This is a genomic window from Burkholderia sp. MSMB1826, from assembly GCF_001526325.1.
In the GTDB taxonomy this organism is placed as follows: domain Bacteria; phylum Pseudomonadota; class Gammaproteobacteria; order Burkholderiales; family Burkholderiaceae; genus Burkholderia.
Genome location: NZ_LOYN01000010.1, coordinates 845,107 through 857,510, shown reverse-complemented (window position 1 = coordinate 857,510; position 12,404 = coordinate 845,107). Strand labels below are relative to the sequence as shown.

General features: G+C 67.3%; 11 protein-coding genes and 1 tRNA gene. 9 read left to right on the top strand and 3 right to left on the bottom strand.

Features of this window, described 5'->3' with window-relative positions; all coding sequences use genetic code 11:
* The first annotated feature begins 17 nt into the window (after positions 1-17).
* From fdhE to WS95_RS05755, 6 genes are all read left to right on the top strand, one after another.
* On the top strand, positions 18-953 hold the full coding sequence (gene fdhE, locus WS95_RS05780) for a formate dehydrogenase accessory protein FdhE (protein ID WP_179950168.1): 936 nt from the start codon (positions 18-20) through the stop codon (positions 951-953).
* A 74-nt stretch (positions 954-1,027) separates the two neighbouring features.
* On the top strand, positions 1,028-2,467 hold the full coding sequence (gene selA, locus WS95_RS05775; protein ID WP_034205140.1) for an L-seryl-tRNA(Sec) selenium transferase: 1,440 nt from the start codon (positions 1,028-1,030) through the stop codon (positions 2,465-2,467).
* Complete coding sequence (gene selB / locus WS95_RS05770; protein WP_059822827.1) at positions 2,464-4,389, top strand: selenocysteine-specific translation elongation factor; 1,926 nt, start codon at positions 2,464-2,466, stop codon at positions 4,387-4,389. The genes selA and selB overlap by 4 nt, the downstream gene beginning before the upstream one ends.
* Positions 4,390-4,421: 32 nt before the next feature.
* Positions 4,422-4,517: transfer RNA gene (locus tag WS95_RS05765), tRNA-Sec, on the top strand.
* A 275-nt stretch (positions 4,518-4,792) separates the two neighbouring features.
* Complete coding sequence (locus tag WS95_RS05760; RefSeq protein ID WP_059822736.1) at positions 4,793-5,914, top strand: DUF2827 domain-containing protein; 1,122 nt, start codon at positions 4,793-4,795, stop codon at positions 5,912-5,914.
* A gap of 342 nt (positions 5,915-6,256) precedes the next feature.
* A complete protein-coding gene (locus WS95_RS05755; RefSeq protein WP_059822825.1) occupies positions 6,257-6,478 on the top strand; it encodes a hypothetical protein in 222 nt (73 codons plus the stop codon).
* A gap of 59 nt (positions 6,479-6,537) precedes the next feature.
* Here WS95_RS05755 and WS95_RS05750 read toward each other — a convergent pair whose 3' ends face one another.
* The 3 genes from WS95_RS05750 to WS95_RS05740 all read right to left on the bottom strand — a co-directional run bounded on the left by WS95_RS05750 (position 6,538) and on the right by WS95_RS05740 (position 9,794).
* The gene (locus WS95_RS05750; protein WP_059822734.1) at positions 6,538-6,963 is read right to left on the bottom strand and encodes an NUDIX hydrolase; all 426 of its coding nucleotides are present in this window, start codon (positions 6,961-6,963) and stop codon (positions 6,538-6,540) included.
* Between the two features lie 232 nt (positions 6,964-7,195).
* Positions 7,196-8,584 carry a nucleobase:cation symporter-2 family protein gene (locus tag WS95_RS05745; protein WP_059822732.1) on the bottom strand — a complete coding sequence of 463 codons (1,389 nt, stop codon included), beginning with the start codon at positions 8,582-8,584 and terminating at the stop codon, positions 7,196-7,198.
* Between the two features lie 232 nt (positions 8,585-8,816).
* Positions 8,817-9,794, bottom strand: a complete 978-nt coding sequence (locus WS95_RS05740) for a LysR family transcriptional regulator (protein ID WP_059822730.1) — start codon at positions 9,792-9,794, stop codon at positions 8,817-8,819.
* A gap of 134 nt (positions 9,795-9,928) precedes the next feature.
* On the opposite strand from WS95_RS05740, the gene WS95_RS05735 reads away from it, so the two are divergent.
* The 3 genes from WS95_RS05735 (at position 9,929) to WS95_RS05725 (ending at position 12,377) form a co-directional block, all read left to right on the top strand.
* Positions 9,929-10,648 (top strand): SDR family oxidoreductase, encoded by a 720-nt coding sequence (locus tag WS95_RS05735; RefSeq protein ID WP_034205134.1) that lies wholly within the window; start codon positions 9,929-9,931, stop codon positions 10,646-10,648.
* Positions 10,649-10,887: 239 nt separating this feature from the next.
* Complete coding sequence (locus WS95_RS05730; RefSeq protein ID WP_059822824.1) at positions 10,888-11,223, top strand: putative quinol monooxygenase; 336 nt, start codon at positions 10,888-10,890, stop codon at positions 11,221-11,223.
* On the top strand, positions 11,220-12,377 hold the full coding sequence (locus WS95_RS05725) for an iron-containing alcohol dehydrogenase (RefSeq protein WP_059822728.1): 1,158 nt from the start codon (positions 11,220-11,222) through the stop codon (positions 12,375-12,377). The genes WS95_RS05730 and WS95_RS05725 overlap by 4 nt, the downstream gene beginning before the upstream one ends.
* Positions 12,378-12,404 lie beyond the last annotated feature (27 nt).

Below are 12,404 nucleotides of genomic sequence, written 5' to 3'. Positions count from 1 at the left end.
TTTTGGAAGATATTTTCGTGACACAACGCATTCTGGAGCCGACCGAGATCTCGGCACTCGATCATTCGGCCATTCCGCGCTTTCGCCTGCCGGAGCGTGCGACCGCGTTCGCGGCGCGCGCCGCGCGGCTGCGCAAGCTTGCCGACCTGAACCCGATCAGCGGCTATCTGCGGCTGATGGCCACCGTCGCCGACGCGCAGCACGCGACGCTGCAGACGCTGGAGCTGCCGCTGCCGTCGAAGGAAGCGATCGCACGCGCGCAGGAACATTCGATGCCGCTCGTGCCGGCGCTCGACGGCCAGCGCGATTCGCGGTGGCGCGCCGTGCTGTATGAACTGCTCGATCGCGTCGAAAGCGCCGGGCTCGTCAATCCGCAGCTCGCGAAGCTGCTCGACCGGCTGCGCCTGACGGCGCCCGCCGAACTCGACGCGCAGGCCGATGCGATTCTCGCGCTGCGCTTCGCGGAGGTCGACCCGGCCACCGCGCCGTTCCTGATGGCCGCGCTGCAGGTCGCGCGGACGGACCTCGCGAGCCGTGTGACGCCGGCCGATGTCCCGTATCTCGACCAGCCGGGGCTGTGCCCGGTGTGCGGCACGCATCCGGTCGCGAGCGTCGTGCGGGTCGGCGGCCAGTACCAAGGCTACCGTTTCCTGCAGTGCGGGCTGTGCACGACCGAGTGGCACATGGTGCGCACCAAGTGCTCGCACTGCGATTCGACGAAGGGCATCGCGTATCACGGGATCGAAGGCGGCAGCGAAGCCGTCAAGGCCGAATCGTGCGACGAGTGCAAGACCTATCGCAAGATCGGCTATCAGGAGAAGGACTACGAGTTCGAGCCGCTGGCGGACGACCTCGCGAGCCTCACGCTCGACCTGCTGATGAACGAAGCCGGCTACCAGCGCAGTTCGCCGAACCCGCTGCTGTGGCCCGACGTGCCGCGCGAAGCGGACTGACGGCACGGGGCCGCGGCGGCGCGCGAGCGCCGGCCCCGGCCGACTGCGGAGCATGAGACTGGAGCTACAACGACGTGACCGAACCGGGTGTGAATGAATTGAATGCCGTGCTGGCGCGCGTGCCGTCGGTCGAGCGCGTGCTGTCGTCGGCGCCGCTGCAGCCGCTCGTCGCGGACTATGGCCGCACGCGCGTGCTCAATGCCGTGCGCGCCGAACTGGAACGCTGGCGCACGGCGGCGCAGCACGATCCCGCGGCGGCCGAACCGCTCGACGAGCCGCGCATCGCCGCGGCCGTCGCGCACGCGTTGGCCGCACAGAGCGCGGGGGCGGTGCGCCCCGTGTTCAACCTGACCGGCACCGTGCTGCACACGAACCTCGGGCGAGCGTTGCTGCCCGACGACGCGGTGCGTGCCGTGGTCGACGCGCTGACGCGGCCCGTCAACCTCGAGTTCGATCTCGCCACCGGCCGCCGCGGCGACCGCGACGACCTGATCGACGCTCTGCTGTGCGAACTGACGGGCGCGGAAGCCGCGACCGTCGTCAACAACAATGCGGCGGCCGTGCTGCTGACGCTGTCGGCGCTTGCGACGAAGCGGGAAGTGGTCGTGTCGCGCGGCGAGCTGGTCGAGATCGGCGGCGCGTTTCGCATTCCCGACATCATGAGCCGTGCCGGCGCGAAGCTGCGCGAGGTCGGCACGACCAACCGCACGCATCCGCGCGACTACGCGGACGCGATCGGTCCGCGCACGGCGCTGCTGATGAAGGTGCATTGCAGCAACTACGCGATCAGCGGCTTCACGAAGGAGACGACGCTCGCCGAACTCGCGCCGCTCGCGCGCGAGCACGGGGTGCCGGTCGCCGTCGATCTCGGCAGCGGCACGCTGGCCGACCTGTCGCAATGGGGCTTGCCGCACGAGACGACCGTGCAGGAAACCGTCGCCGCCGGCGCGAACGTCGTCACGTTCAGCGGCGACAAGCTGCTCGGCGGCCCGCAAGCCGGCCTGATCGTCGGCGATCGGGCGCTCATCGCGAAGATCAAGAAGCATCCGCTCAAACGTGCGCTGCGCGTCGGCAAGCTGACGCTCGCGGCGCTCGAACCCGTGCTGCGCCTGTACCGGTCGCCCGAATTCCTGCGCGACCGGCTCACGACGCTGCGATTGCTGACGCGCCCGCAGCGCGACATCGCCGAGGCCGCCGAACGCATGCGCCCGGTGCTGCAGGCGGCGCTCGGCAGCGGTTTCGACGTGACGGTCGAGCCGATGTTCAGCCAGATCGGCAGCGGTGCGCTGCCGGTCGACCAGTTGCCGAGCGCCGGGCTCGTCGTGCGCGCCGCGGACGGCAAGCGCAGCGGCCGCGCGCTCGTGCAGCTCGAAAAACGCCTGCGCGAATGGCCGCGCCCGGTGATCGGCCGCGTGGCCGACAACGCGCTGCGGCTCGATCTGCGCTGCCTCGAAGCGGCCGACGAAGCGGCATTCGTCGCGCAATGCGTGCCGCTCGCGGGGCCGGCCGCATGATCGTCGGGACCGCTGGACACATCGACCACGGCAAGACCACGCTCGTACGCGCGCTCACGGGCGTCGACACCGATCGGCTGAAGGAAGAGAAGGCACGCGGCATCTCGATCGAGCTCGGCTACGCGTATACGCCGCTCGACAACGGCGACGTGCTCGGCCTGATCGACGTGCCGGGCCACGAGAAACTGATTCATACGATGGCGGCCGGCGCGTGCGGCATCGACTTCGCGCTCATCGTGATTGCCGCGGACGACGGCGTGATGCCGCAGACGCGCGAGCATCTCGCGATCCTGCAACTGCTCGGCGTCACGCACGGCGCCGTCGCGCTGACGAAATGCGATCGCGTCGATGCTGCGCGCGTTGCCGAGGCGCGCGACGAGATCGCTGCGTGGTTGCACGATTCGACGCTGGCCGGCGTGCCGATCTTCGAAACGCGTGCCACGGTGGCCGACGATCCGGGCGTCGCCGCGTTGAAGCAGCACCTGGCCGACGCGGCGATCGCGTGGCGTGCGCGTCGCGACGACGGGCTGTTCCGGCTCGCGGTCGATCGCGTGTTTACGCTCGCCGGGCACGGTACCGTCGTGACGGGTACCGCATTCGCGGGCCGCGTCGCGACGGGCGACACGCTCGCGATCGTGCGCACGGGCGACGCCGCCCGCGTGCGCAGCATCCATGCGCAGAACCGGCCGGTCGAGGCCGGCCGCGCGGGCGAGCGTTGCGCGCTGAACCTGGCCGGCGTCGACAAGGCCGACGTCGAGCGCGGCGACACCGTCGCCGATGCGCGGCTCGTCGCGACGTCGCCGCGTCTGGACGTCGACCTGACGCTGCTCGCGGACGCGGGGCTGACGCTGACCCACTGGGCGCCGCTGCACGTGCATCTCGGTACGCTGCATCGCGTGGCGCATGTCGCGTTGCTCGACGGCGACACGCTCGCGGCCGGCCAGCGGATGCGCGTGCAACTGGTGTTCGACGAGCCGGTGTTCGCGCTGCCGGGCGATCGTTTCATCGTCCGCAATCCGCAGGCGACGCGCACCGTCGGCGGCGGCCGGGTGCTCGATCCGTTCGGGCCGGCGCGCAAGCGCCGCACGCCTGCGCGCCGCGCGTGGCTCGATGCGCTCGCGGCGTGGCTCGACGAAGGGCGCCTCGATGCGCTGCTCGCGCAAGCGCCGCTCGGCATTGCGCGCGCGACACTCACGCATCTGACGGGATTCGCGCCCGATGCGCTGGCGTTGCCCGGCGATGCGCTGGCGATCGGACAACGCGATGCCGCGTCGAACGAAGGCGCGGTGATTTCGCATGCGCACTGGCGTGCGTTGCAGACGCGGGCGGTCGATACGCTGCGCGCGCACCACGAGCGCATGCCCGACGAGCAGGGGCTCGACGCCGCACGCTTGCGGCGGATGGCTGCGCCGCTCGTCGGCGATGCGCTGTGGCGCGCGCTCGTCGAGGCGCTGGTGGCGGGCGGCGAAGTCGCGCGCAGCGGGCCGTGGCTGCATTTGCCGTCGCATTCCGTGAACCTCGAGCCGCGCGAGGAAGCGCTGGCGCAGCAACTGCTGCCGCTGATCCACGCGGGGCGCTTCGATCCGCCGTGGGTGCGCGACCTGGCTCGCGACACCGGCGCGGCCGAGGACGCGGTGCGCGTGCTGCTGCGCAAGCTCGCACGGCGCGGCGACGTGCATCAGGTCGTGCGCGACCTGTTCTATCATGCGGACGTCATGCGCGAACTGGCGGAACTGGTCGCGCATCTCGCACCGTTGCGCGGCGGCGGGCTCGATGCCGCGACGTTCCGCGATGCGACGGGGCTCGGTCGCAAGCGCGCGATCCAGATTCTCGAGTTCTTCGATCGGGTTGGGTATACTCGCTTCCGCCGCGATCTTCACTACCTGCGGCCTGACAGCGGTTGGGTGGATGTTCAGGCGTAGGCGCTCGTCGTTCTTTTCGGTTTTTTCCCTGCGGAAGGCATTCGTATCCGGTGGTACGGCCGGGCTTCAAACCCGGTTAGGGGCGTCAGCCGCTCCTGGGTAGGTTCGACTCCTGCTGCCTTCCGCCACATGGCTTAAAGCGGATCTCGCGCTAGCAAACGTAGCGCGATTGATTTCGGCACATCGAGATGCATGACGCGAATTCCATCGATCGCGTGACGTAGCCCATCGTCGGCAATGACGCGATGTGCGGTGTTTGCGCCGGCCGCCGTCGACGCTGGCAATTGCCGAATTCCGGTGTGTCCCGCGGGAAAACGTTCCAAATTTTGACAGTTTTTAACCGCTCTGAAAATGCGGGGGGCGCTATGATTTGCATCTATTTGACGAGCACACCGGATGCCCAATGAGTTCCGCACGATCGCTTAGCATCGGCATCACAATTGGCCTTCACCACGCGACCGAGAGTCTTTGGGTCAACGGCATCAAGCAGAACGCCTTGTATCTGATGAAGCTCTTTCAACACTCGCCGCTCGGTCATCAAGTCAAGCTCGTCAACACAACGAGCGTCGAGATCACGTCCGCTCTTCCCTGGGATATCAAGCGGTTTCCGGTGTGTTCCTTCGACGACGCGAAAGATTCGCTGGATGTCCTGATCGAGCTCGGGGGGCAAATCGATCAACAGCAAACCTCGTATCTGCAGGCACGTGGCGCAAAAGTCGTAAGCTATTGTTGTGGTCCGGAATACGTGCACATGATGCAGGCGATGATTTTTGGCAGACGGCACGCCGAAACGGTATTCATCAACCAGCGTTACGACCAAGTGTGGATCATCCCGCAAGTCGTCGATACCAGCGCCGGCTTCTTTAGCGTATTGCGACGCCAGCCTGTTCGCGAGGTGCCGTTTGTCTGGGACCCGATCTGCGTGGAAGAACGATCGGCCGCACTCCCGCATCGCGGGGAATATCGCCCGACCGGACAACCGAAGCGGTTGTCCGTGATGGAGCCGAACATCGACGTCACCAAGTTCTGCCTCTATCCGATCTTGATTGCGGAATTGGGTTATCGGAAGCTAGGCGAGAAAATATCCTACGTGCACGCGACGAACACGGAGCACCTCGCGAAAGGCAGCCCCGAATTCATCGGTATCGCAAGTCATCTGGATCTTGTGCGGGATTCGAAGATAAGCTTTGTCGGTTATTACAATACGCCTCAATTTCTTTCGGAATACACCGACATCGTCATTTCTCATCAATCCGGCCTCGCGTTGAATTATTTCTATTTCGATGTTTGCTGGAACGGTTACGCGATGGTTCACAACGCCGACCTATGCCGAGAACTGGGCTACTTTTACGATAAAAACGACGTGGATGAAGGGTGCCGTCAACTCGAGCGAGCCGTCGAATTTCACGATGAGGATTGGCAGGGTTATCGAATTCGGCAACGAGAGCGGATCGGGCGGTTTTTGTCCACCAATCCGAAACAGGTGGAAGCGTATGACAGGTTGCTTCTCGGGCTTTTCGAGTGAAATCGATCGTCCGACAGCATGGCGTCGCGCTCGTGTGTGGCGTCATGGCACACGACGATCTTGTCGCGGGGCGGCTGGTGCGACTCTTCCCGGAAAACCTGGCACGGCCTTCCGGGCGCAAGTTGTAGTCTGCCGCCGTCTGCCATTCCGTTGTCCCACGACAGTCTGCACACGCTTGCATCGGGCACGACGCCGCGCAACGGTCGCGACCGCGCAAACTTGATGGGGAAAAGCACTAGAAGTACGAGATTTATTTCCCGGCTATAGTGGAATGACTGAAGGTAGACGCGGCGAGTTTTTGCCGATACCGATCAGGCCATGACTGTATAGATGGGTTGCCGTATGAAAAATAAGACCGACAAGACCGACAAGACCGCCGGACCGATCTGGGGCGTGGCAGCAGGATTGCTTCTTGCTGGCACGGGATTGAGTCTCGGTATTTTCCCGGCGGCGCTGCACGGTGCGGGAAGCGCAAACGACTTCCTGGCATCCGGCGTCACGATGCTGGGCATTTTCCTCGTCGTCTATTCCACGCACGAACTGCGAAGAAAGCGCTCGTACTGAACGTTCGCTCACCTCCGATCACGACAATCGACTCGAGCCGGCCGACGGCTCGGAGCGCGCTACGTCTTGCGGATTTCGTGGTTGTAGACGAGTTCGACGATGCGCTTCGTCGGAATACTCGCGCGCAGACGCTCGATACCGTCGATCGGAAACCACTTGCATTTCTCGATCTCGTTGTTCGCTTGCGGCGTCTGGTTCGGCCCGACTTCCGCGAAGAACACGTGATGGATCTTCGCGAGCCCGGTGAACTGCATCGAGTACATCAGATCCTGGCCGGTCATGCCGGTTTCTTCGCATAACTCACGATGCGCGGCTTCGAGCGGCGTCTCCCCGCGCTTGATCGTGCCGCCCGGCAGCGCCCAGCGCGACGCCGCACGCGTGACGAGCAACACGCGCTCGTCGCGATAGCAGACGACGGTCGCGCGTTCCTTGATCGGGGCGGCAGTCGTTTCGGGGGCGGTGTCGGGCGCGAGGATCTGGGGCATGTCGTGATTCTAACCAGCGCGACTCGATCGGCCAAGGCAGCCTGACCGGGTTTGACGATTGCCGGTCGCCGACGCGTGGTCGGCCATCGCGTGACACGCCGAAAGCGCAAGGCCGGCGGCAGGGCCGTACGTCGGCCCCCGATGCCGTTCGGCTCTGGCGCGACGACCGGCGCGGCCCATCACGCCCCATCACGCCCGGCACGTCGTCATGCGGTTCGCACCGCGATTGCCTTTACTTCTTTTCAGGCAGGAACCAGTTCATCACGAGCGCGCAGATGCCGCCCGTCGCCACGCCCGATTCCAGCACGTTCTTCAGTGCATGCGGCAGGCTGTTCAGGATGTCCGGCACCTGCGACACGCCGAGGCCCAGCGCGAGCGACACCGCGATGATCAGCAGCGCGCGGCGATCGAGGTGGACGCCCGCGAGGATGTTGATGCCGGACGCGGCCACCGCACCGAACATCACCATCGCCGCACCGCCGAGCACGGGCTCGGGCACGGCCTGCAGCACGCCGGCGACGACCGGGAACAGGCCGAGCACCACCAGCATGCCCGCGATCCAGATACCGACGTGACGGCTCGCGACGCCGGTGATCTGAATCACGCCGTTGTTCTGCGCGAATACCGAGCTCGGGAACGTATTGAATACGCCGGCCAGCAGCGAGTTCGCACCGTTGACGAGCACGCCGCCCTTGATGCGCAGCATCCACACCGGCCCTTCGACCGGCTCGTTCGAGATCTTGCTGGTGGCCGTCACGTCGCCGATCGCTTCGAGCGACGTGACGAGGTAGATGATCAGCATCGGGACGAACAGCGCCCACGAGAAGCCGATGCCGAAGTGCAGCGGCGTCGGCACCTGGAACAGCGCGGCCTGGTGCATGCCGGTGAAGTCGAGGCGGCCGAGGAACGCGGCCGCGAAATAGCCGATCGCGAGCGCGATGACGAGCGCGGTGCTGCGCACCCACACGATCGGCACGCGGTTCAGCAGGATGATCGTGCCGAGCACGAGGCCCGACAGCGTGAGGTTCTCCGCGCTCGCGAACGTGCCCTTGGCCATCGCGCCGTAGCCGCCGCCCATGCTGATGAGGCCGACCTTGATCAGCGTGAGGCCGATCAGCAGCACGACGATGCCGGTGACGAGCGGGGTGATCAGGCGCTTCACGAACGGCAGGATGCGCGACACGCCCATCTCGACGAACGACCCGGCGATCACGACGCCGAAGATCGCGGCCATCACGGTCTCGACCGGCGTGCCCTGCTTGACCATCAGGCTGCCGCCGGCGATCAGCGGGCCGACGAAGTTGAAGCTGGTGCCCTGGACGATCAGCAGGCCGGCGCCGAGCGGGCCGAAGCGCTTGCACTGGACGAAGGTGGCAATGCCGGAAATCACCAGCGACATCGACACGATCAGGGTCGTATCGCGGCTGGACACGCCGAGCGCCTGGCAGATCAGCAGGCCCGGCGTGACGATCGGCACGATGATCGCCAGCAGGTGCTGCAGCGCGGCGACGAAGGCGACCATCGGCGCCGGCCGGTCGTTCGGGCCGTAGACGAGGTCGCGGGCCGCTTCTGCGGCGTCGGCGCCGTGGGAGGCGGATGGGGCGGAGGAGGCGGGTTGCATGGCGAGCGGGCCGGACAAGGTGGAAAGTGCGGCATTTTAGCCGAAGGGCCCGCCGGCGCCGCCCGGCCGTGCCGCAATAGTCGGGATTCGGCGGAACGTGGAAAAGGGCCGGTTCGGCACCCGGCGATCGGCGCATCGCTGCCGGGCGATCGCAGTCCTGTCGAGCAACCGCTTCGCGAATGGCGAATCCTGCCCTCGACGGCGGCGGCCGGCTGGCCCGAGCCGCGGAACGTCAGCCAGCGGCGCGTGCTTCGTTGCCGCGCGCCGTTGTACGTGGCGGACGGGAATCCGGATACGCGCGCTGGCAGACGGCAATGACCGTATCGCGCAGGCGGCGATGCACGGGGTCGCCGTGCATGCGCGGATGCCACAGCGCGGACACGAGGATTGCCGGCAGCCGGACCGGGATCTCGAAACTGCGCAGCCCGAGGGCTTCGATGAGCCCCGGCGAGCACGCGTTGCCGAGGCTCGAGCGCGGCACCAGCGCGATCAGGTCGGTGCTGGCCGCGACACGCATTGCGTCGGGGTAGCCTGGCACGACGACGTGCACGGCGGGACCGTCGCCTGCGTCGACGGTCGAATCATCGGCCGGCCCGCCGAAATCGCCGAGCTGGGCCGCCATCACGTGACGGCAGGCTGCATAGCGCGCGGGCGTGATCCGGGCCGACGCGAACAGCGGATGGCCGGCGCGCGCCACCGCGACGTGCCAGTCGTGAAAGAGCATGCGCGTGTGCAGTTCGGGTGCGTCGTCGCCGCGCTTGCCGATTTCGAGGTCGACGGTGCCGTCGCGCAACGCTTGCGGATCGCGGTCGAGTTTCGGGACGAAGCGAATACGCACGTGCGGTGCGACCTCGCCGAGTGCGGCCACCACCGGGCCGGACAGCATTTCCATGAACGACGCGGCTGCCCGGATCGTGAACGTGGCCGTGAGCGTGGCGAAGTCGACGTCGGCGGTCGCCGGCCGGAGCACCGCGCGCGCGTCGCTTGCGACGGCATGCACGCGCTCGCGCAACGCGGCGGCGTGCGGCGTCGGCACGAGCTTGCGCCCCGCGCGCACCAGCAGTTGATCGCCGGTGGCGACGCGCAGCCGCATGAGCGTGCGGCTCATCGCGGACGTGCTCAGGCCCAGCCGCCGCGCGGCGCCGGTCACGCTGCTCTCCGACAGCAGCGCGTCGAGCGCGGTGACGAGGTTCAGGTCGATGTCTTCCATGCGGACAGGATACGCCACTGCGGGGTTTGGCATGGCGTTCGATGCAACGATGGATTGCGTTCGATGCGTCTGGCGCCTGTCGTGGTGTGCGCCTATAGTGGGTGCGTCACGAAACACGGCAAAGGCGAAACACCATGCAATCGACCGAATCGAATCGACGAAACGCCCCCGCGATCCTGCTCGTCGCGGCATCGCGCGGCCTCGGGCTGGCGATGGCGGAGGCATTCCTGAACAAGGGCTGGCACGTGACGGGCACGGTGCGCGAAGGATCGGGGCGCACGAAGCTGCACGACCTGGCCGACCGGTTCGACGGCCGGGTCGAGATCGGCACGCTCGACATCTGCGAGCCCGCGCAACTCGCCGCGCTGCGCGAGCGCCTGTCGGGCCGGCGCTTCGACATGCTGTTCGTGAATGCCGGCACGACCAACGATCCGAATGAAACGATCGGCGAAGTGACGACCGACGAATTCGTGCGCGTGATGATCACGAATGCGCTGGCGCCGATGCGCGTGATCGAGACGCTGCAGGATCTGGTGACCGACGACGGGCTGATCGGCGCGATGTCGTCGGGACAGGGCAGCGTCGCGAACAACGTGACCGGCATGCGCGAGGTGTACCGCGGCAGCAAGGCGGCGCTGAACCAGTTCATGCGCAGCTTCGCGGTGCGTCAGGCCGATACGCGCCGCGCGCTCGCGCTGATGGCGCCCGGCTGGGTCCGTACCGAACTCGGCGGCCCCGACGCGCGCCTGACCATCGACGAGAGCGTGCCGAGCCTCGTTGACGTGCTGCTGGCGAAGCGGGCGCGGCCCGGGCTCGAGTACCTCGACTATCTGGGGCGGACGGTGCCCTGGTAAGCAAGGTCGCGCAAGCTCGCGGCGGCCGGCCGGGTTCCGGCTTGCCGTGAGCGTGCCGTGCGGGATCGGGCCCGATGTTCGCGGCGCGGCCGCGGCGCTGCGAAGGCCGGGCCGATTCAATACAATGCGACGACGCGTCAGCGATACGGTGCCGCCTCATCGCGTTTGAATCCGTCCGGTTCATGGCGGATGATGTGCGCTCCCGTCGTGACGGCCTGGTGTCGAACCTGGAGCGCAGCATGAACGAACCCTATCTGCAGGTGATCGCGCATTACTTCGCGAAATCCGGCAACGGCGACCGTGTGGTCGAACTGCTCGCGGAACTCGCGCCGGCCACGCGGGCCGAGCCGAAGAACCTCGACTACGCGTACTTCCGGTCGCCGGAGAACCCCGACCACATCGTGATCCTCGAGCGCTACCGCGATGCGGACGGCCTCGATGCGCATCGGGAAACGCCGCATTTCCAGCGGATCGGCGTCGGCGCGATCATTCCGTTGCTCGACCGTCGCGACGTGATCCGCTACATGGTGCAGCCGGACGCCGGCACGGCGACGCCACCGGGAGGCACCCGATGAACCCGTTCCAATTCCGTACCGTTCCGACGCAGATCGTCGAATTCGGCGCCGCGCGCCGGCTCGGCGCGCTGTTGCGCGAACGCTTTCCGGCGCTCGCGCGGTTGTGCGTGGTCACCGACGCGTTCCTGCATCGCAGCGGCGTGCTCGCGCCCGCGCTGGAAAGCCTCGCCGCGCACGGCTGGCAGGTCGCCGTGATCGACGACGTGATCGCCGATCCGCCCGAGCACGTGGTGCTCGAGGCGACCGAGCGGGCCGTCGCGGCCGATGCCGAAATCGTGCTCGGCCTGGGCGGCGGCTCGTCGATGGACGTCGCGAAGCTGATCGCGGTGCTCGCGCCGGGGCAGCAGGCGCTGGCCGACATGTACGGCGTCGACAAGGTCTCGTGCGCGCGGCTGCCGCTCGTGCAGATGCCGACCACGGCCGGCACCGGCTCCGAGGTCACGGCCGTGTCGATCGTGACGGTCGGCGAGGCGCGCAAGATGGGCGTCGTGTCGCCGCATCTGTTCGCGGACGTCGCGATCCTCGACGCGGAACTCACGCTCGGCCTGCCGCGCGCGGCGACGGCCGCCACCGGCATCGACGCGATGGTGCATGCGATCGAGGCGTACACGTCCGCGCGGCTGAAGAATCCGGTATCCGACATGCTGGCCATGCACGCGCTGACGCTGCTGTCGCGCAACCTGCTTGCCGCATGCGACGACGGGCAGAACCGGCGCGCGCGCGAAGCGATGCTGGTCGGCGCGATGTTCGCGGGGCAGGCGTTCGCGAATGCGCCGGTCGCGGCCGTGCACGCGCTGGCCTATCCGGTCGGCGGCATCTTCCACGTGCCGCATGGGCTGTCGAATGCGCTCGTGCTGCCGCACGTGCTGCGCTTCAACGCACCGGCCGCCGCGCCGCTGTATGCGGAACTGGCGGCCATCGTCGCGCCGTCGGCCACGGGCAGCGACGAAGCGAAAACGCATGCGCTGATCGCCGAGATCGACCGGCTGATCGTCGCGACGGGCATTCCACGCACGCTGCGCGAGGTCGGCATCGGCGAGGCCGATCTGCCGAGGATGGCGTCGGACGCGATGCTGCAGACGCGCCTGCTCGTGAACAATCCGCGCGAGGTGACTGAGGCCGACGCGCTGGAGATCTACCGGCAGGCGTGGTGACGGGCGGCGCAGGCACGGCGTCGGCCG